Source organism: Alistipes sp. HGB5 (genome assembly GCF_000183485.2).
Classification (GTDB): Bacteria; Bacteroidota; Bacteroidia; order Bacteroidales; family Rikenellaceae; genus Alistipes; species Alistipes finegoldii.
The window spans coordinates 1-21,531 of sequence record NZ_AENZ01000079.1 but is presented as its reverse complement, the minus strand read 5'-3'; the positions used below and the strand labels follow the sequence as shown (position 1 = coordinate 21,531).

General features: G+C 49.2%; 12 protein-coding genes and 1 tRNA gene. 9 read left to right on the top strand and 4 right to left on the bottom strand.

What is annotated here, in order from left to right; genetic code table 11:
- From HMPREF9720_RS13980 to HMPREF9720_RS15295, 8 genes are all read left to right on the top strand, one after another.
- On the top strand, positions 1 to 779 hold a 779-nt coding region (locus HMPREF9720_RS13980; protein WP_009599007.1), incomplete at its 5' end, for a peroxiredoxin family protein.
- 263 nt (positions 780 to 1,042) lie between these two features.
- Positions 1,043 to 2,266, top strand: a complete 1,224-nt coding sequence (locus HMPREF9720_RS13975; protein ID WP_009599012.1) for a site-specific integrase — start codon at positions 1,043 to 1,045, stop codon at positions 2,264 to 2,266.
- A 379-nt stretch (positions 2,267 to 2,645) separates the two neighbouring features.
- Positions 2,646 to 4,085, top strand: a complete 1,440-nt coding sequence (gene mobV, locus HMPREF9720_RS13970) for a MobV family relaxase (protein ID WP_009599016.1) — start codon at positions 2,646 to 2,648, stop codon at positions 4,083 to 4,085.
- Between the two features lie 1,625 nt (positions 4,086 to 5,710).
- On the top strand, positions 5,711 to 6,451 hold the full coding sequence (locus tag HMPREF9720_RS13965; protein ID WP_009599008.1) for a hypothetical protein: 741 nt from the start codon (positions 5,711 to 5,713) through the stop codon (positions 6,449 to 6,451).
- Positions 6,452 to 6,929: 478 nt separating this feature from the next.
- Positions 6,930 to 9,944: a SusC/RagA family TonB-linked outer membrane protein gene (locus HMPREF9720_RS13960; protein WP_009599014.1), complete on the top strand. Its 3,015-nt coding sequence runs from the start codon at positions 6,930 to 6,932 to the stop codon at positions 9,942 to 9,944.
- A 19-nt stretch (positions 9,945 to 9,963) separates the two neighbouring features.
- Entirely contained in the window at positions 9,964 to 11,712 is a 1,749-nt protein-coding gene (locus HMPREF9720_RS13955; RefSeq protein ID WP_009599018.1) for a SusD/RagB family nutrient-binding outer membrane lipoprotein, read from the top strand.
- 891 nt (positions 11,713 to 12,603) lie between these two features.
- Positions 12,604 to 14,544, top strand: coding sequence for an ATP-dependent nuclease (locus HMPREF9720_RS13950; RefSeq protein WP_009599017.1), 1,941 nt, complete (start codon positions 12,604 to 12,606; stop codon positions 14,542 to 14,544).
- Positions 14,522 to 16,429 carry an ATP-dependent helicase gene (locus tag HMPREF9720_RS15295; RefSeq protein WP_083817629.1) on the top strand — a complete coding sequence of 636 codons (1,908 nt, stop codon included), beginning with the start codon at positions 14,522 to 14,524 and terminating at the stop codon, positions 16,427 to 16,429. Before HMPREF9720_RS13950 ends, HMPREF9720_RS15295 begins: the two co-directional genes overlap by 23 nt.
- Positions 16,430 to 16,539: 110 nt before the next feature.
- Here HMPREF9720_RS15295 and HMPREF9720_RS13940 read toward each other — a convergent pair.
- Positions 16,540 to 16,616, bottom strand: a tRNA-Met gene (locus tag HMPREF9720_RS13940).
- 133 nt (positions 16,617 to 16,749) lie between these two features.
- Between HMPREF9720_RS13940 and HMPREF9720_RS13935 the strand changes: the two genes are divergently transcribed.
- Positions 16,750 to 17,430, top strand: coding sequence for a potassium channel family protein (locus HMPREF9720_RS13935; protein ID WP_039940835.1), 681 nt, complete (start codon positions 16,750 to 16,752; stop codon positions 17,428 to 17,430).
- A gap of 30 nt (positions 17,431 to 17,460) precedes the next feature.
- On the opposite strand, the gene mscL is transcribed toward HMPREF9720_RS13935, so the two are convergent.
- The 3 genes from mscL to HMPREF9720_RS13920 all read right to left on the bottom strand — a co-directional run bounded on the left by mscL (position 17,461) and on the right by HMPREF9720_RS13920 (position 21,134).
- Positions 17,461 to 17,943 carry a large conductance mechanosensitive channel protein MscL gene (gene mscL / locus HMPREF9720_RS13930; RefSeq protein ID WP_009599015.1) on the bottom strand — a complete coding sequence of 161 codons (483 nt, stop codon included), beginning with the start codon at positions 17,941 to 17,943 and terminating at the stop codon, positions 17,461 to 17,463.
- Between the two features lie 119 nt (positions 17,944 to 18,062).
- Positions 18,063 to 19,916, bottom strand: coding sequence for a biotin/lipoyl-containing protein (locus HMPREF9720_RS13925; protein WP_009599020.1), 1,854 nt, complete (start codon positions 19,914 to 19,916; stop codon positions 18,063 to 18,065).
- A gap of 123 nt (positions 19,917 to 20,039) precedes the next feature.
- Positions 20,040 to 21,134: an AI-2E family transporter gene (locus HMPREF9720_RS13920; RefSeq protein ID WP_175282421.1), complete on the bottom strand. Its 1,095-nt coding sequence runs from the start codon at positions 21,132 to 21,134 to the stop codon at positions 20,040 to 20,042.
- Positions 21,135 to 21,531 lie beyond the last annotated feature (397 nt).

The window sequence follows — 21,531 nt, the reverse complement described above, 5'->3', positions numbered from 1 at the left end:
TAATGTATGGAGAATTATCAGCCTTTTCTATAAGTTCTTTCATCGGAGCCATCATAATAAGTATCTGGACAATATTTTGCCTGAATAAATATGAAGGCAAGTTAAAAATCGCATATGTCTTAATCTCTATATTAGCAGGTATATCATTCTTAGATCTTTTATTCTTTCTGACTCAAATAACACATTTCAAATCAGCACTGCTATCACTGCCCACTCTGATCATATGGGATTTGGGAATATTTGCCGGCTGGGTGTTATTTTACGGCAAAACAAACACGGCTCGCATTGCATATGCGTTAATTTCATTGCTGGTTTGCTATATATTATCTGTTCCGGTATATGACGCATTCACAAAAAAAGTAAAATTTAATGCAATGGGCTATAACCGGATATTGAAGCCTGTTATTTTTTCCACTCCGACAAATGAAAAGATCGACCTATCAGAATTTGAGGGGCGATATATTATTTTGCTCTTTTGGGATGCATGCAGCAGTAAAGACCAAAACATACTCTCTGATTTACAAATACTATATGATAAAATTAAGACCGAAAAAGACGTTTCATTGTATGCAGTTTATGTCTGGACACCAAATGAAAACAAATTAGCTATTATTGACGAGATATCACATTCATTCCCTTGTCTTTACACCGCACGCAACGGCTATACAACAACAATTTTAGGTGTGACTAAGTATCCGACTATGTTGATTCTGAATAAAAAGTCAGAAATCATATATAACGGAAAGTTTACATTAAATGCATTGAGTTGTATAAAATAAACTTTCAGCGGATTAGCAGGATAGCGCAACGAGAGGTGTAAAGTGTTGGCTTGTAATTAATAGCGCGTTAATTTGCGTTATGCGGAAATTGGTTCGATACGGTTTTACAGCCTATCGCCGACAAAGAATCGTTACCAGATCATTACGCGGAATTTACTTCGCTATTGAAGCGTAACACATTCTTTTTCTGTGTTTTGCACAATTTTACATCTTGACAAACGGCCCGACAGGTATTAACTTTGTAACCAAAAATCGGGTTTATTATGCGAAGCACGTTTCGGGTCTTATTTTACGTGAAGAAAGGCAGCGCCCGCCCCAACGGCGATCTGCCTTTGATGTGCCGTCTTACAGTAGATGGCGAGGTCAAACAATTCAGTTGCAAAATGGACGTTCCTCCGCGTTTATGGGATGTCAAGAACGGCCGGGCGACGGGCAAGAGCGTCGAGGCCATGCAAATCAATCTTGCCGTCGATAAAATCCGCGTCGAGGTGAACCGCCGCTATCAGGAGTTGATGCAGTCGGACGGCTATGTCACGGCCGCCAAACTGCGGGATGCCTACCTCGGTATCGGAGTAAAGCAGGAAACGCTGTTGAAACTCTTCGAACAGCACAATGTCGAATACCGGAAAAAGGTGGGTTTCAACCGTGAGGTCGCCACATGGAAAAAGTACTGCTGCGTGTGTAAGCGCGTGCGGGAGTTCCTCGCCCATACCTACCACCGGGAGGACATCCCGCTGAAAGAACTGAACCTTACCTTTATCAACGATTTCGAGTATTTCCTGCGCACGGAGAAGAAATGCCGCACAAATACCGTGTGGGGCTACATGATCGTCTTGAAACATATCGTCGCCATTGCCCGCAACGACGGGCGCCTGCCGTTCAACCCGTTTTCGGGCTATATCAACTCTCCCGAAAGCGTGGACAGGGGTTATCTCTCGCAAGAGGAGATCAAGGCCGTGATGAACTATAAAACGGCCAACAAGGCGCATGCCCGCATCCGCGATCTGTTCGTCTTCTCCATCTTCACGGGGCTGGCTTATGCCGACGTGAAAGGGCTGACCACGGACAACCTTCAAACTATGTTCGACGGTAACCTGTGGATCATCACGCGACGTAAGAAAACCAATACCGAAAGCCGTATCCGCCTGCTGGATATTCCCAAACGCATCATCGAGAAATACGCGGATCAGCGGCTCGACAACCATGTCTTTTATATGCCGTGCAACTGCCATTGCAACGACATCCTGCGCGAGATCGGCAAGCAATGCGGCATTAAAAACAAACTGACCTTCCACATGGCGCGGCATACCTTCGCCACAACCATCACGCTCTCGCAGGGTATGCCTATCGAAACCGTCAGCTGCCTGTTGGGGCATACGAACATCAAGACCACCCAAATCTACGCGAAGATCACCAATGAAAAGATAAGCCGCGACATGTCGGCGCTCACCGAACGCCTCGGCGACAAATACCGTCTGGCGGAGTAACAGCCCTTCCGCCCTTGTGCGCCCTTCGGGATTTACGGAGGATCCCTCCGGGCGCACAGGGGCACGGGCTTCCGGGCCGTCGGTTCGCTTTCATCGGCTTCCCCTGCTGACGGACATGACGGCGGCACCGTCGCCCACCCATCGGCCGCTTCGCGCCCGCGCCTTTTTACAAAAGGCATAGCCTATTAGGGCATTTTCTTTCCGCATTGCTCCGCAACGCTGAAAATGCCCCATTAGGCCAAAGGGGCGGCGCCCCTCTGGACACCCCTTGCGGCGGCAACTCCGCAAGCCGGACGGCCGGGACAACTCCGAATCCTTATCCGCTTCGCTCCGATGCCGCCGAGAACAGATTATCCAAACCACCTGAAACTATACCGCTATGGGCTATGTCGTATTGCATATCGAGAAGGCAGCCGGAACGGACGCCGCCATGTCGGGACACGTCGAGCGGAGAATAACACCCGCCAACGTCATAACGACACTTACCTACCTGAACGAAGAATTAGTAGAGTTCCCCAAAGGAGTTACCAACCGTACCGAAGCGATCCAGCACCGGCTGGACAATGCAGGACTGGAACGCAAGATCGGAAAGAACCAAGTAAGGGCGTTGCGTGTCATGCTCTCCGGAAGCCCCGAAGATATGAAGCGTATCCGGCAGGCCGGACAGTTGGATGCTTGGGCCAAGGATTCCTGCGGCTGGCTGCAAAAGACCTTCGGAAAGGAAAACGTTGTGTCGGCAGTCCTGCATCTGGACGAGAAAACACCACATATACACGCGACCGTCGTGCCGATCACACGGGGCGAACGCAGAAAGGCCAAGCTGGAGCGGGAGAAGAACGCCCAAAGCGGAAAGAGAACCTATCGCACTAAGAAAGACCGCCCGCGTCTATGTGCCGACGATGTGATGGCACGGGACAAACTCAAAGCCTACCAGACCACCTATGCCGAAGCGATGGCCAAATACGGACTGCAACGCGGCGTCGAGGGATCGGAAGCAAAACATATTTCCACGCAGCAGTATTACCGCGAGGTGTTCGTCCGGAAAAATGAAATGGCCGAACAGATCGAGAATCTGAAAGAACAGCAAAAGACGCTCACGGTAGATATTGCCGCACTCCAAGCACAGCAACGAGCCGCGCAGACAGACTGCAACATTATCGACGAACAGCGGAGGAAGAAGAAAGAAGAATTGGAGAAAGCCGAAACGGAGTTGGCACAGACGCGGCGGGAGATCAAGACCGACAAACTCAAAGGCGTGGCCGTGGATGCCACGACGAAAGCCGTAGAAAGGATCGGAGCGTTGTTCCACGACCCCAAGCCCGCGAGGTATGAAAAACAGATTGCAGATTTGCAAGGGGTAATTGCCGACAAGGATAAGTGCATCGGGCAACTGCAACAAGAGATCAAGACCATGCAGGCCGGACACGATAAAGAGGTGGCCAACCTTAAACAGGAAGCACAACAAGTCATAAAAGCCTTGATGCGTGTCGATGAGTTGTGTCCCTATGTAAAGGGGCTGTTGAAATGGGAAAATTACTGCAAGGATGTCGGGTTGGACAAGGAGCGGACCAAAGCGTTGTTTACGATGCAACCTTACAGATATACGGGCGAGCTGCATTCGATAAGGTATAATCATACGTTTCGGGCGAACGATGTCATTCTCCAATTCAAACCCGACAAGGACGGGCCGAGCGGGTTCCAGTTCACCATAAACGGAAAGGACTGCGACGAGTGGTTCAGACAGCAACGAAAGGAGTTTTACGAGCGGATAGGAATTGACATCGAACAAACGGAGCAAAGGCGCGGGATGAAGATGTAACCACGAGCGGGACGGAACCAAAAGGCCGTCCCGTTGTTGTTTTAGGACGGCGTATTCCGTTAAAGCCAGAACATGGGCTATTCGGGCGGCATAAACCCTACGGCACAAAAAGTGCCCGCAACATATTGCGGATTCGAATTTTTTGTGCTACCTTTGGGACAAGCGATCCGCTGTAAAGGCGTGAATCGCGTTGCTGTTTGCGTAAACGTAGGAAATTTACAGTCTGCGGCAACAAGAGAGTCCTTGTCGGGTCGTACCACGCCTTGACGGGGCAGTACATTTAAGGCAACTACACCTGACGGGCGTGGGCCTCTTGTGTTACGAAGTCAGACGGGTTTCCTACGACCTACGCAGCGTAAGTAACGCAAGCCGCATACCTTTCTTGTAAAGGACAGCGGGGTTCTTCAGAGCCGGGTTCACGTTTCGTCATTCTTTTATGGCATCAGTCGGGTCGCATAACTAAAATTGAAAAAGATATGTTACCTTTGCGGATGAAAACGGCGCCATAGCCGTAACATATTCATAAGGTTAGGACAACCTTTATACCAGCGGTAAACTTGCGACTATTATAGCGATATAATAGGTTTTAGGATTGGTGTAAAATTTGTCTGAAACCCTTGTCATGCCTGCGGCTTTGTGCCGTGGGCGGGCACGGGCGTAAGGGCAGTTACCAATCCAAGGCTCGCAAGGCCGACCGTTGGGGCTGTACCTGCGTTCCGTGCTTTTTTATGTGTTTAGGCCGGAACGAGGATTTTAATAACGAACCCTTAATAATACGATGTTACGGCCATATACTCCCAATCGGAAAGAATCACGTTCCGCCGACCCTCGGTCGGTGCGGGGTGGGGCGCCGTCATTCGCTGTAACGAGAACGCTCGCCGTCGATAATAATCCCGCTTTAAAGGCACCTAAATCTGGTAACGGCGGGCCGTTCTCCGAACTGGGTGCGGGACATTGGAATTCTTCATGTCGAAGTTGCGTCACTATTTTTTTCATCGACAGTCCCGCACCCGTTTTTCATCATGCAGGAACCGCTAAAAAAGAGAGTGACAAGGGAAGTGATGTAGCTATCATGTCAAGTAAGTCCGTTGCGGTTCCTGCTTTTTCTGTAACAATGCTTCCGAAATCTCCTGCCTCCATAGGCTCGCGTTTCGGAAGCCGAGGGGGCGGACGGAAACGATAAGCCGAAGGATGCTCTTTTTCGTTTATCGTGGTGTGAGGCGTACCAGTCCGTTACCGCCCCTCTTTTTCGATACTTCAATTTTACGATAACGGGTGCGGGATACTCGAATCTTAGCTTCATATTTTCCCACTACTGACTTTACTGTTTCCGCACCTGTTTTTTTACGATATATTTTGTATTCTCACAATAATTTAAGATTTTTGTTAAATGCAATGCCGAAACTCGATACGGACTTACATCATCACTGTCACACAACCATCGCCTAACGTATTTGGCATTGTCTTTTTAATAGAAAAAGGGATGACCAACCACGATTAGTTAACAGACAATCGTTATTTTATTGCAATTACAATTCGGTCGTCCCTTTATTTTGTATTCTCGAAGTGCCTATAACCTTTGCGTACGTTTAAGAATTGTTCTATAAACCCATAACTACTGAACCATGCCACAAAAATCCTATACGCTGGGGAATCTGCTTCAAGACTGTTTGGATTGCGACATCCGCAAAAGCGACATCCGGCAATTTTTCGATGATCTGAAAAAGAAGGCGCATTTTGTCTATGCAATCTTGTGCGGTGCTCCGAAATCGGTATTTTGGATTACGCTGGACGATGAAGAAAGCCATCCCGACGAAAAGACATTTTCAGTTGCGGAGTTTAACGACAATTACGAAAACTTCGACAGCCGCATCGATTCTTTCCGGGTTAATTTCAATGCCTATTTTTTTCGCGAGCAATGGGCCACGAAGTTTCCCGAATGGGAATTGATGGAGAACCCTTTCAACGGGGAGGAGCGTTTCTGCGCTACGAGCCGCAAGGAGCTGACGGTAGAAATTTTCGTAACGGAATATCCGCATTTGTTGGCTTATCTGTGCCGTCGGGCGGTTCTGGAAAACGCGCCCTTCGAACTGACGCGCGAAACGATTAAACATTACGGATTCAGCCGCGAAGATGTAAAACTCCTGCGCGATTGTATTGCAAGCAACAACCGACGGATCATCGACGAGTTGCGCGAGGAATACGAGCGGCTGAAAGCCATAGACTGCCTGCAGGTAGTGCCTCCAAAAAGGCGGGGGCGGAAGCCTAAAGCCGAAGTGTCTGCCGAAATCCAGCCCATAGCCAAAAAACCGAGGACGAGGATCAGTCGAAAGAAATTCGTGCCGACACGAAGCGTAAAAAGTTAGGCGTAAATCATCGGAAAACGCAGAGTACTCCTCACCAATTAGCGGAGATGGTTTTCAATATAACAACGAGAATAATTTGCAAATATGATTATCCGTATAACGTCCGTTAATATTTTTAACATAACACGAATAAATCATGCGTAAAATTTATACAAAGACATTTGTGTATTTTGCTGAAATTCAATATATTTATAATGAAATAAACAATCGAAATATCATTATGGACATACTGAACTTCACGTATTATTTTTTAATATATAATTTGATATTTAATTAAAATATATTTATCTTTGATTTCATAACACTACTTTTTAACATTAAAATATGCCGCTATAACACTGCTTTTTCTATCAAACCAAAGATACGGCGTCACTCCGGAATCTTTACTCTTGTTCAACTAAAACCCACTTATTTATGAGGAAATTAACCAACCGAGCACTTTTCATCTGCTTTGCTCTGATGACGTCCTTTTGCCTCATTGCGCCGGCTACCGCTCTGCGTTCCTACGCGCAGGAGGGGGGGGGGCAGCACCCTTGAAGGCCTGATCAAAGACGACTCCGGGCCGCTTCTCGGAGCAACGGTGATTGTGAAGAACACGACGCGCGGAACGACAACCGACATGGACGGCAAATTCCGTCTGGAAGGGTTGCAGCCCGGCGACGTACTGCAAGTAACCTACGTAGGATACGACCCCTACGAGGTGACCTACACAGGTCAGACGACACTGGACATCCTGATGACGACGACCGCCAACCAGCTGAACGCAGTCGTAGTGACTGCCATGGGTATCGAACGTCAGTCGAAAACACTCTCCTATGCTGCCGAAACGGTCGGCGGCGATGACGTGGCCGACATCAAGTCGGTCAATATGATCAACGCGCTGCAGGGCAAGGCCGCCGGTCTGCAGATTACCCCGAACTCGACGGGCGCGGGCGGATCGTCGAAAATACTCTTCCGCGGTAACAAGTCGATCAACGGCTCGAACCAGCCGCTGGTCGTCGTCGACGGCGTCCCCCTGATGATGAACATCACGTCCGATCAGGTCGACAGCAACTGGGGCGCCCAGCGCGACGGCGGCGACGCCATGTCTACGATCAACCCCGACGACATCGCCTCGATCTCCCTGCTGAAAGGCGCGTCGGCCGCCGCCCTCTACGGTGCGGTAGCCGCCAACGGCGCCATCATGATCACGACCAAATCGGCCATGGCAGGGCGTCTGGCGGTGAACGTATCGAGCAACACGACCATTGACACCCCGCTCTCGCTGCCCGAATTCCAGAACACATACGGGGCGAACGGCCAATACAGTTGGGGCGACAAACTCGCGTCGAAGGCTCCCGATTACGCCGAGAAGTTCTTCCGTACGGGCTGGACGACCAACAACTCGATCTCGATCAACGGCGGCGCCGAAGACCTGCGAGCCTACTTCTCCTACGGCAACGTAACATCCGGCGGCATCACCCCTGAAAACGACTACTCGCAACACACGCTCAACGCCAAAGTCGGTTTCGACCTTTTCAACGACCACATCAAGGTCGATTTCAACGCCAAATACGTGAACCAGCACATCTCGAACCAGCCGGCCGGCGGTTTCGTCTTCAACCCGCTCGTCGGCACCTACACCTTCCCGCGCGGCGGCGACTGGAACGGCTACAAAAGCAACTTCGAGACCTACAACGGCGAGCTCAACGCCAACGTCCAGAACTGGGTGACTACCACCGACGAGACCAACAGCAACCCCTACTGGCTGCTCAACCGCGAACGCCCCGTCGTCGAACGCAACCGCTACGAATTCGGCGGATCGATCAAATACCAGATCATCGACGGACTTTCGCTCACGGGCCGCATGCGCTACGAGCGCGCCGACGAACACTACGTACGCAACCACTACGCGTCGTCCTACGGCAATAAATACACCTACGGCAAAATGGACGACAACCGCTACTTCAGCGAACAGCTCTATGCGGACCTGCTCGCCCAGTACAACCATACGTGGGACGATTTCTCGCTCAACGCCACCCTCGGCACCAGCATGATGCAGACACGTTCGAACAACGTGAGCCTGCTCTACGAGCAGAGCAAGTTCGTCGCTCCGGGCAACGGCGGCGCCTACTATCCCAACATCTTCAACCCGTCGAATTTCTACAAGAACGGCACGACCATGGGACTGGAGCGCAAACGGCTCAACTCGGTCTTCGGAGCTGTCACGTTCGGCTTCAAAGAGGCGCTCTTCCTCGACGTGACGGCCCGTAACGACTGGTCGTCGGCCCTCGCTTACACCGACGGCTACTCGTTCTTCTATCCTTCGGTGGGCGCCAGCCTTCTGCTCAACCGTTTCGTGGACATGGGCCGGAATATCGACCTGTTCAAATTCCGCGGTTCGTACTCCATCGTCGGCAACGACGTCCCCGTCTACAAGACCAATCCGCGCTATACCTACGGCGACCAAGGCGCCATCAACCCGCCCAAATCGGTGCCGTTCCGCACGCTGAAACCCGAAAAGACCCACTCGTTCGAGGTCGGTTTCGACGGAGAGTTCTTCCAGCACCGTCTGCACGTAAACGCCACCTATTACAAGACCAACACCAAGAACCAGTACTTCGAGGTGACGCTGCCGTGGGAGAGCGGTTACAAATCGCAGTTCGTCAATGCGGGCAACGTCCAGAACCAAGGCTTCGAACTGACGGCCGGCTGGTTCCAAGACTTCGGCAACGAATTCACATGGTCCACCGATCTGAATCTCTCGTACAACGACAACAAGATCATCGAGCTTTTCGACGGTATCCAAGACGGCGTAACGGTCTCCAACTTGGGCGGCGCCAAAGTGATCCTCTATGAAGGCGGCCAGTATGGCGACCTCTACGTCCGCACGCTCAAACGCGACGAGAGCGGCAAACTGGTGACGGAAACCCCCGAAGGCGCCGACTACCAGATCCCCGTAAACGGCGGCGAGCAGAATTCCGACCTGAAATACATGGGCAACATGAACTCGAAGTGGAACATGGGCTGGAACAACACGTTCCGCTACAAGGACCTGACACTGAGCATGCTCATCGACTTCCGCATCGGCGGCAAGGTCGTTTCGATGACCGAGGCCACACTCGACGGATACGGCGTATCGGAACGCACGGGCCGGGCGCGCGACCGCGGCTACGTGATGCGCGAGGGCATCAAATTCTCGAACGTCAAGGCTTACTACGACGTGGTGGGCGCGACAAGCTTCAACTCGGTCTACAACGTCGAGGATTACGTATACGACGCGACCAACGTCCGTATGCGCGAGATTTCGCTGGGCTACACTTTCCGTAACCTGTTCGGCCAGTCGAAGAACCTGACCCTTGCGTTCATCGCCCGCAACCTTTTCTTCTTCTACAAAGACGCCCCGATGGATCCCGACGTGTCGATGGGTACGGGCAACGGCCTGCAAGGCTTCGATGTCTTCAACCTGCCGACCACGCGCAGCTTCGGTCTGAACGTGAAACTGAATTTCTAATCAAAAGCGTTTACACATTATGAAACTCAAGAATATTCTTAGAAACGTTACCGCAATGGCGCTTCCCCTCGCACTGTTGGGAAGTTGTACGGGAGATTTCGAAGAGCTGAACACCAATCCCTACGAGATCGACCCCGAAGAACTGCCGTTCGAAGCGCAGTTCTCCACTCCCCTCTCGTTCAGTTACCCCACCCACCAGAACCTGTTCCAGTACTGGACCTCGTTGTCGATCGACAACTACGGCGGTTATTTCGAGGTGCCGCACAGCAACTGGACGATGGCGCGTTACGACCTCGCCCGCGGGTTCTGCGGCGGCATGCACGAGAACTTCATGCAGAAAATATTCAACAACACCCGCCGGCTGATCAAACAGTGCGACGCCGCCGGACAGCATGACTTCGCAGCCGTAGCCCGCATCGTCGAAGCGTATAACCTGCTCCAGTATACCGACACCTACGGCCCGGTTCCCTATTCGTCGGTCCTCGCAGCGGACGAACTGGCCGAACGCCCCAGCAGCTACGCCTACGACAAACAGGAAGATATCTACAAGGCGATATTCGCACAGCTGGACAAAGCGCTCGAAGGACTGGATACGGAGACCGCAGGTCTCGCATCGTTCGACTGCTGGTGCAACGGCGACCGCACGCTCTGGAAGAAGATCGCCAACCAGCTCAAGCTGCGCATGGCGCTGCGCATCGTCAAGGTAAACCCCGTCGATGCTGAAAAATACGCCAAGGAAGCCATTCAGGCCGGAGTCCTCGAAGACAAGGACATCCTTATCAACAAGTCCTACTCGAACGAACTGCGCCGCATGATGGACTGGCTGGATTCGGGCATCGGTTCGTCGATCGTAGCGTTCATGAACGGCTACAACGACCCGCGCCGCCCGCTCTATTTCACCACCAACGTCCGCCATCTGGTCAAGAAGACCGCCGAACCGACAGGCGAGAAAGACCAGAACAACGAGGACATATACAACGAAAGCGACATCCTGATCCGCAAGGGAGCGCAATACATCGGAGTTCCCGTAGGCTGCGAATTGGGCAATAAGAACGGCGGCAACGACAACCAGCGCGTCTACTACTCGTTTCTGGCCGGCGGATATGCGACGCCGCAGCCCATCATGTTCGCCGCCGAAGGCTGGTTCCTGCGCGCCGAAGCCAAACTTCGCTGGACCGACGCCGGGCAGCAGAGCGTAAAGGAACTCTATGAAAAGGGTATCGAGGTTTCCATCCGCAACCAGAAGAGCTACCGACAGTCCGACGCCGCGGCAGCATGGACCGAGAAGAAACTGACGGCCCCCGACTGGGCGGCTATCGACGATGCGGCTATCAGCAGCTACATCAACGACGATACCTCCTCACCTGAGGGTTATACGGACCCGTGGAAGCCGGAATACAACTCCGATCCGACCACCAGTATCACGGTGAAGTGGGACGAAGGCGCTTCGAATGAAGAAAAGCTCGAACGCATCATCACCCAGAAATGGATCGCCAACTTCCCGCTCTCGACCGAAGCGTGGGCCGATTACCGCCGCACGGGCTACCCCAAACTCTTCCGTCCGAAGCAAAATCTGGCCCCCTCGATCATCGACACGCAGCTCGGCCCGCGCCGCCTGCTGTACAACGAAACGGAACTGAGCTCCAACACCGTCGAGGTGAACAATGCCATCCAGCTGCTGAAGGCTGAATCTTCCGAAGTGAAAGGCGACGGCGACACCGGTGGCACCCGTCTGTGGTGGGACCGCAAGGACAAAGGCAATTTCTAACCCCGCCGATCCGTTTCACTCATAAACCGGGACTCCGTCGTTATACGACGGAGTCCTTTTTTCCATCCGACACATCCGAATCGGGCTCCGGCGCATTTCCGACCACTATCATGCGGCATACCATTTTTTCATGCCCCCGAATGGCTCGTACCGGAAACGGACAGATGATTTGCAAATATCAACTATTTTGTATTCATTTGTAATGAAGATAAAAATTAAGGTTAAAAACTTGTTTTAGTTGTAGCGGTAGCGACAGAGTTGTGAAACACCGTCGCTACATTTTTATTACCGGAAAATAGGCTATATATCAATTATTTTTCGTAATTTGCAGAAAACCATTTTAATCTTATTGCCCATTCGTCATCAAAGCCATCTAACACGGTAACAAGAAATAAAAGGGAAGAAGGTACGAGGCTCATAACCTCGTGCCTTCGTTTTGTATTTAGCACTTAAATCGAATATTTTTGCAAGTTCAAAGAAAATTCCTACCTTTGTTTTTGACAAGGGTTATTTGACAAGATGATTACGCAAAGTAGCGAATTTCGCACATTCTCCAAATCGTTACTAAAACCCCTGTAAAATCTTCTTAAAAGTCTGTTTGTCAGATTGATATATTTATCAACTGATTTATTAAAATAAGCAACAGCCCCACGCCCATATCCATGGATGGATACGACGCGGGAAGATGTCGGCTTATTCTTTCCTAAAAGTGAATTTCCTACGTTCACAGCTCAAGAATAAACTTACACTTTCCGTGTATGTATGTCGTAACAAAACTACGGATAGTAGCCGGGATTTCCAAATAATTTTCATATCATTTATATCTTGTAGATATTTAGCAACTTTTTTCACTAACTTTGAAGATAGTAATCATCAAACAAGCGATTTAATATGTATTTATCTGAAATTAATATCAGCGGATATAAATTGTTTGGAAGCGATTTTCGCGCAACTTTTAATGAGGGATTATCAGTAATTGTTGGAGAAAATGGTTCGGGAAAATCTGCTATTATTGACGCAATAAGGCTTCTGTTAAATGAAGACGAATATGGGCGTATAGGTATTTCTGCATCTGATTTTCATCGACCATTTGATAAACCTGCTAAAAGTTTAGGCAGTGACAATATTAAGATATCTGCACGGTTTAATAAATTATCGGACGTTGAGCAAGTAGCATACCTGCCATGGATTAATCCAGATAATATGATAGAAGCCTTGCTTAATTTCAACGCTGAAAACAAACAAGATAACAAAGGTAGATACAAGCGGAATATATGGGGGAATAAGATCGCTTCCGGTATTTTTGAGTGGAATCTTCTTGACGCAATTCATTGTATATATCTTCCCCCTCTTCGAAACGCTCTTGAAAAATTAGAATCGTATAAGGGTTCACGTTTAGCAAGATTAATTAAAAATTTAAGTCCTGCTATCCCTGAGGGAGAGAAACATCCTCTTGAGACTGAATTCAGTACATTTCAACAAAAACTTTTAGAGGATGAAACTATAAAAAAAGTCGATGCGACAATTAAAAGAAATATAATTGAAAGCGCGGGAACCATTTTTGGTCAAGATGCTATGATCCAGTTTGCTGAAATTAACTTCAATCGTATTGTTGAAAGATTACGGCTATTATTTTATCCTATAATCCCCAATGCTGGTAAGGTCAATGAGTATGAAATGTTTCGAGACCTCAATGAGAATAGTTTGGGACACAATAATATTTTGTATTTAGCGACAGTATTAGCTGAATTAGAGGGTTTGAGCAAAAATGAAACATTACATAAGATTCTGTTGATTGAAGAGCCCGAAGCTCACTTGCACCCTCAATTATTATCAAAGTTGTTGTATTTTATATCTAGCAAATCTAAAGAGGCTAATATTCAGGTTATTATAACCACTCACTCTTCCATAGTAGCATCTGCCGTGGGTATCGATAATGTGAAGGTACTGTCATGTACAGGGTTAGGCAAGAATCCAGATTATATATCATTAAGTGAGTGTGGGTTTAATGATAATTGTAAGTTTTTTCTTTCGAGATGGCTCGACACTACAAAATGCGCATTACTGTTTGCAAAAAATGTATTATTTGTTGAGGGTATTGCTGAAATGTTACTACTCCCTGAGTTGGCAAAAGTTTATTTTGCAGACCTAATCCGTCAGGGGCGATTAAAGTCTGAACTAAACACTCTCGAAGATTTTGGTATATCAATAATAAATATAGGGGGTGTATATTTTGATTATTTCATGCAAATATTTGGAGGATATACAATTAAAAAGGAAGGTGAACTTACCAGATGTGCTAGTATAAATGTGCGTTGTGCAGGAATAACAGATAATGATCCTCCTAAAGATACTGCCCCAATAAAATATGCAGAAGGAGACAATAGACTTTTGTTTATGATAAAACAATTGGAGCAGAACTCAAAAAATGCACGGTTATTTACAAACTTGAAAACATTTGAATATGATTTAGCTCTTGAGACAGGGAATATTATTCCATTATTTAACCTTCTACTTGAAAAGATAGATACAAATGGGGCAACAAAAAGGAAAGCCACAGAATATTCTACTATAGATTGGATTCAAAAAGAGCGTGATACTGATAAAGAGAATATGGAAGCATTTTTCACGGAAAAAGCTGAAGCAGCCAAATTTCTCCTAGATACTATTGAAAATGGGACCTTTATAACGAAAGGTGAATTTGCCCAATTATTAGCGTTAAAAATGGTTAACGAAGAAATCAGACTAATAGTGCCCACATATATTAAAAACGCTTTGGATTGGTTGGTAGAACCATATATCAATAAGGATGATGAAAAAGAAGCGAAATAGAATATACGAGCAATTAGGCTTGTCAATAGATACGAATGATCCTGAAATAGAAAAGCTATCAGAGAATCAACTCGATTTTATTCTGCATGATATCAGTCATAGTTGTTATTTAGAGGCGTGTCCCGGTGCTGGCAAAACAGAGGTAATAGGATTGAAATCTGCATATGAAATTAGAACTTGGAAAGAAGTGTTTTGTGGATTTTGCATTATCTCATTTACTAATAAAGCGGCGGGTGAAATAAAAAGTCGAATCGAAAAATATGCAGGTAATCGTGCCTCAAGCCACCCTCATTTTATTGGAACCTTAGATAGTTGGATTTATAATTATATATTTATTCCTTTTTGTACCTCTGATGTTCAGAATCATAAAGTTTCTATTATTGAGGTTGGTAGTAATGCAAATTTTCTTAATGCATATTGTTGCAAGACAGGATATATAACAGCAACGAGAACGATACCTATTTTTGCTAATAAGTATTACTTCGATTGTATTTCCCAAGATTTTGTTATTATCATTGACAGAGCAAAGGTTTCTCTAAGCGATTATTTGAATAGTGATGCCTTTAGGGCCTATCGCGCTGATAAAGATTGGTTAACTAATAAAAAAGTATATGAATCGTTTATGAAAACGAAGAACGCCTTTAATGAAAAGGGGTTCTTTACATTTGAAGACGTAGAAAATTGTTGCTTTAAATTATTAATGCAAAGAAAAGAAATCGCTACTAGACTAGCAACGCGATTTCCGCTAATAATAATTGATGAGTGTCAAGACCTATCTCCTGTACAAATTGAGTTATTGAGTATTTTAAGAGAAAATGGAACTAGATTAATCCTTGTAGGAGATATCAATCAATCTATATATGGTTTTAGACAAGCTAATCCTGAATATTTACTTAAATATGTTAGACGAAATGATATAGTCAAGTTATCATTGACAGATAATTATAGAAGTAATCAATCCATAGTTAATTGTTTTTCCCATATTATACCAAGTAATCCTCCGATAAAAGGAAAAAGACAAGCACTATTTGATAGAAGCGTGTTAGTATGGGAATATGATGATGATACGCTTTTTACTCTTCCTCGGAGATATGTTGATTTTTTGAAACAAAGTGATATAGCCCCATGCAATAGTAGTATATTGGTCCGGAGTAATAATTTTAGAAATAAGTTCATGGGTAACATGATAGATGAGAATAATCCTTACACCTTATTAGCCATGGCTATATACTTATGGAAAAAAACAGCAAAAACAAAAACAGATACTCAACTCTCAATATATTATGCTGGTAAGTATTTAAGTCAAGTCTGCTATAACGGAGATGGCAATAAGCGAGATTTCTTTTGTCCTTCCAATTTTGAGTCATTAACGTGGAGAAAACTAATTATGAACATTCTTGCGGGAATAGATGATTTATTATTCCCATTTGAAAACCTACAAGGGCAGAAATATAAGTGGTGTGAATGGGCTAGAAAAGCTCGTACATATTTTGACAAACTAAAGAATGATTTCCCGGAATGTTCTGATAATATTGACAATGCGAAAACAAAAAGATTACCAAATGGATATGGTAATGAAGAAGTATTATTATATTTGGAGGCAATGAACAATATTAATGAATTGCCCATTACAACCATTCACGATGCTAAAGGGCAAACTTTCGATTCGGTACTCTTAATATCAGAAAAAGACAAACACTCAAAAGGCGGCCATTTTGAGCAATGGTTTAATTCGAATAATGTTGAATATAAAAGATTAGGATATGTAGCAGCGTCAAGAGCAAAGCACTTGCTAATTATCGCTGTACCAATTTTAACTCAAGAGCAGAAACAACATATGATAGAAATAGGGTTAATTGAGAATCCTGTTCTTGCCTTATTCTGATTGACACCCCTGAAAATGTGAGATGGGGGTTTAAATTCCGGTTGCATGCAAATTGCATGCACGCAAAAAGAAAAGAGGTTAGAACGATTGTTCTAACCTCTTGATTTTCATGGTAGCGGGTCCGAGACTTGAACTCGGGACCTCATGATTATGAATCATGCGCTCTAACCAGCTGAGCTAACCCGCCATTGCTATCAAAGCGAGTGCAAAGGTAATAGAAATTTTCGATCGTGCAAAATCTTCGGGCAAAAAATCGACGAAAAATTCGCATTCAGACGCTTTGGCACTGATTTTGAGCCCAGTACACGTAAACCGAAAATATGTCCCTGTCAGAATCTACACGCACGGAGATCCGTAACTGCCTGAGCATCCTCAAAGTAATCGCTGGAGTGGTTCTGCTCGCCGCCATTTCGTGGGAAATAATCGCCGGCGACCACATGCACTTTTCACGCAACTACCTGATCATCCAGCTCGTGGTCTGCATCCTTTTCCTATGCGATTTCTTCGTACGGTGGGCAGCCTCGGAGCGCAAAGGCCGCTTCTTCGCCCGCAATTTCCTCGTACTGCTGATTTCGATACCCTATCTGAACATCATCGACTGGAGCGGCGCCGAACTCCCCCGCTACTGGGCCATGCTGATCGGCATCATGCCGCTGATGCGGGCGTTCCTCGCATTTTACATCGTGGTGCAGTGGCTCGTGGACAACAAGGTCCGAAAACTCTTCTTCGCCTACATCTTCACCGTGGTCGTCTTCACCTATATTTCGGCGCTGGTCTTCTACGATTACGAAATACTCGTGAACAGCAAGCTCCACGGTTTCGGCAACGCGCTGTGGTGGGCGTGGATGAACGTCACGACCGTCGGGGCCGAGATATTCCCCGTGACGGCCATCGGCAAGATATTCTGCGTGCTGCTCCCCTCGCTGGGCATGATGTTCTTCCCGATCTTCACCACCTACGTACTGCAGGAGTACTCGCACAAAAAAGAGTCCGACCAATAGGCCGGACTCCTCTTTTCGGGATGATATCCCCTATTTCTTCTGCTCTTTGAGCAGATCGCGGATTTCGGTGAGCAGCTGCTCCTCTTTGGACAGCACCGGTTCGGCGGCGGGCGCAGGGGCCTCCTCCTTCTTCTTCATCAGGCGGTTCATCAATTTCACCATCATGAAGACGCAGAACGCCAGAATCGTAAAGTCGATGCACTGCTGGATGAAAGCGCCGTAATTCCAGTAGACGGGTTCTGCGGCGGCCTGCGCCACCGTCTCGCCTCCGCCCGTCACGGCGTCGCCGACGGCATGCACGGCGCTCGAAGTCATGTCGCGGAACTTCGAAATATCGAGCCGCAGCTGCGAGAAGTCGGTATTGCCGATCAGCGCCCCGATCGGCGGCATCAGGATGTCATTCACCAGCGACGACACGATTTTGCCGAAAGCGCCGCCGATGATTACGCCGACGGCCATGTCCATCACGTTACCCTTGAGGGCAAACTCCTTGAATTCTTTGAAAAATGCCATAAATCTGAGGTTAAATTAATCGATGGAACAAATATAGCGATATTTACCGAATCCGCAATCAAAAAAAGCCGCCCGCAGAACGCGGGCAGCTTTTCTTCGGATAAACAGGCCGGAGGGAACTATACGATCTCGACCAGCACGGCGTCGGTGGCCACGTTGTCGCCGGGATGCGCCAGAATCTGCTTGACGGTGCCGGCGTAATCGGTCGTCACGGAGTTCTCCATCTTCATGGCTTCGAGAACAACGATTTCCTGACCCGCTTTTACCGTATCGCCGACCTTCACCTTGAATTCGATGATGCGGCCGGGCAGCGGCGCCGTAACGGTATTGCCCGTAATGGCGGCCGCAACACTCTCTTCGGCCTTCTTCTCCTCGGCCTTGGGTTCCGCGGGCTTCGAAGCGGCGTAGGCCTTGACCTTCATGTCCGTCAGGAAGTTCTTGGCGACCAGCGGGAAGAGTTCGAGCAGCAGGACCTCCTTTTCGTTGGCGGCGAGTTTCACACCGCCGGCTTCGGGAAGCTCCGGATTGGGCTGCATCTGGTATTTCGACGTATCGTAGGGAGTCTCCTCGCGGACGCCGCAGATCTTGAAGCGGAATTCGGGATCGATCTTCACGGGCGTATGTCCGTACTCGCCCTTCACCAGCCCCACGAACTGCGAGCTTTTGTTGGTGTACATCGGACGTCCGGCCTTCTCGTCGAGGGCGCAGTTCACGGCCTGCGCGCCCACGATCTGCGAAGTCGGGGTCACCAGCGGCGGCAGACCCGCGGCCAGACGCACCGACGGAATCAGCTCCATGGCGCGCGGCAGGATATCCTCGGCCTTGAGCTGCTTGAGCTGGGCCACCATGTTCGAATACATGCCGCCGGGAATCTCGGCCTTCTGCACCAGTTCGTTGGGAGCCGGGAAGCCGAAGTAAGCCTCGATCTTGCGGCAGGCGTCGATCGTCGCGGCCTCGTCGTCGGCCTGAGCGGCCTTGATCGCCTTGTCGAACAGCGCGTCGATCTCGGCGGGCAGCGTGTCGGTGAGCGGATTGAAAGGCTTGGGTTCGGGTTTCTCCGTGCCGAATACCGACTGGTTGAGTTCCTTGCGGATCTCGCGCAGCTGGGTGTTGATCTTGGCGACGGCCTCCATGTTCACACCGGTATCGACACCGAGCTTCTTGCAGAAGACGTGCACCAGCTCGATGGCCGGGGCGCCCGTGCCTTCGGCGAAATACCAGCAGTTGGTATCGACGACATCGACGCCGGCGATGATCGCCGCAAGCACCGATGCAAGGCCGTAGCCGGGCGTACAGTGGGTATGGAAATCGACCGGAATGTCGATGTTCTTCTTGAACAGCTTGACCAGCGTGGCGACGCGGCGCGGCGGAATCAGACCCGACATGTCCTTGATCGTAATCATGTCGGCGCCCAGCGCGGCCATCTGCTTGGCCTTGTCGAGGAAATAGGCGTCGGTGAAGACCTGCTCGTGGCTCTTCCTGCCCATGAGCTTGGCGAAGAAACCGGGTTCGGGGTATTTCGGATCGACCGTATAGCAAACCGCGCAGTCGGCGATGCCGCCGTACTGCTTGACGTACTTGACCGTCGATTTGACGTTGTCCACGTCGTTCAGGGCGTCGAAAATACGCATGATGCCCAGCCCGCTCTCGATCGAGTTGCGGCAGAAGCCGTCGATCACGTCGTCGGGATAGGGAGCGTAGCCGAACAGGTTGCGGCCGCGCGACAGGGCCGTGAGTTTCGACACGTTGCCGACGGCCTTGTGAATGGTCTCCAGACGCGTCCACGGATTCTCATTGAGATAGCGCATCACCGAGTCGGGCACGGCACCGCCCCAGACCTCCATCGCATAGAAATTTGCATCTTTGTAGTACGGCAGGCAGCGGTCTACTTGCGCCTGCGACATGCGCGTCGCGAACGAGGACTGCTGTCCGTCGCGCAACGTAAGGTCTCTGATTTTGAGATTTCTCGCCATTGTGATATTTGAATTAAGGGTTCTTGTTTCCCGTCTTTACTGTTATTCCAATAACAAAGATAATAAACAATTTCAAATTCCAACTATTTTGCACGGAATTTTCACAAAAAACGACCGAAAAGATTACTTTTCGTAAACACCCCGCCCCGCAGGGGCTTCCGGGCCATGCGCCCTAACAGCGCCGCCGGGCACAAAGAGCTGTTTATCAGGCGTGCCGTCGAGGTAGCGCTTCTTGAAGATATTGACGCAGAAGACGAACATCTCAAGCAGCAGCGGACCGAAGATGACGCCCATGAACCCGAAGAGCGAGAGGCCGATGAATACGCCGAAGATCGTCACGAGCGGGTGCGTGTCGGCCAGCTTCTTCTGCATCACGAAACGCACGACGTTGTCCACGTGCGTCACCACCAGTCCGCCGTACAGCGTCAACCCCACGGCCGGCCCCCACTCGCCCGCAAGGGCCATGTATCCGGCCAGCGGCAGCCAGACCAGCGCCGTGCCGAAGATCGGGATGATCGTCGCAAAGCAGGTCAGCACGCCCCAGAACAGCGGACTGGGAGCGCCGAAGATCAGGTAGCCGATGTAGGCCACGATACCCTGCACCACGGCCAGCAGGGGGATTCCGATGGCGTTCGAGCGGACGATCATATGCACTTCGCGCATGACGCTGCCGCTCACCGAGCTGTCGAAGGGAAGTATCTCGCGGCAGTACTCCTCCATGCGGCGGCCGCCGATCAGCATGAAGTAAAGCACGAACAGCAGCACGACGATATTGACCCCGAAATCGAAAATGCTCGACACGACCCACTGCCCCAGCTTGGGAATCATGCCGATCATCGACGAGATATTCTCCTCCTGCCAGAGGTTGTAGCCGGTTTTCTCGTGAATGAGCGCCGCGATGTGCTTGAGCGGCGTAATGATCGAATCGGGCCGGAGCGTGATGTCCTGCACCTGATTGACCACCATCCAGACGATCAGGCTGATGGGGACCAGAAAACAGAGCACCGCCTCGGCCAGCAGCAGCGAGGCGGCAAGACTGCGCCGCCAGCGGCGGCAGGCCGTCAGGACCTGCATCTGCCGCCGGAGCAGCACGTAGATCGTCGCCGCACCGAGCAGACCGCCCAGAAACGGAGTCAGCTCGATGCAGATCGTGATCCCCAGTCCGAGGATCAGCACGAAAAGCGAATAGCGCCAGTATCTTTCCCTGAAGTTCCGCATACGCCGCAGCGGGCGCAAGGAACGTGCCGGAAGCCCCTCCGGCGGCCCCGGCAACGCACTGAAAATTTGTTTGATAAAAATTTCGCATGTTCTATTGCGGCGTCGGAATATTTGATTTATATTTGTGCTATGAAACTTATGGCTGACTTAGTCAATATATCGGTCTGTTCGCACCTTTTCCGCATATACGCGGGGGGGGGCTTTTATAACGTGCGAAAACGAACGAAACTCGATCATCGTGGCTATATAATATAAGTAACGAGGGATACTCCGGACGAGGTGTATCCCTCTCTGCTTTTACGGACCCTTCGGAAAACGGCCTTGCAGGGGTCTGCGGCAGGGAAGCGAATCGCAAATGCAACGAAAACGATAACAAAACCCTTTTTTATTAACTAAA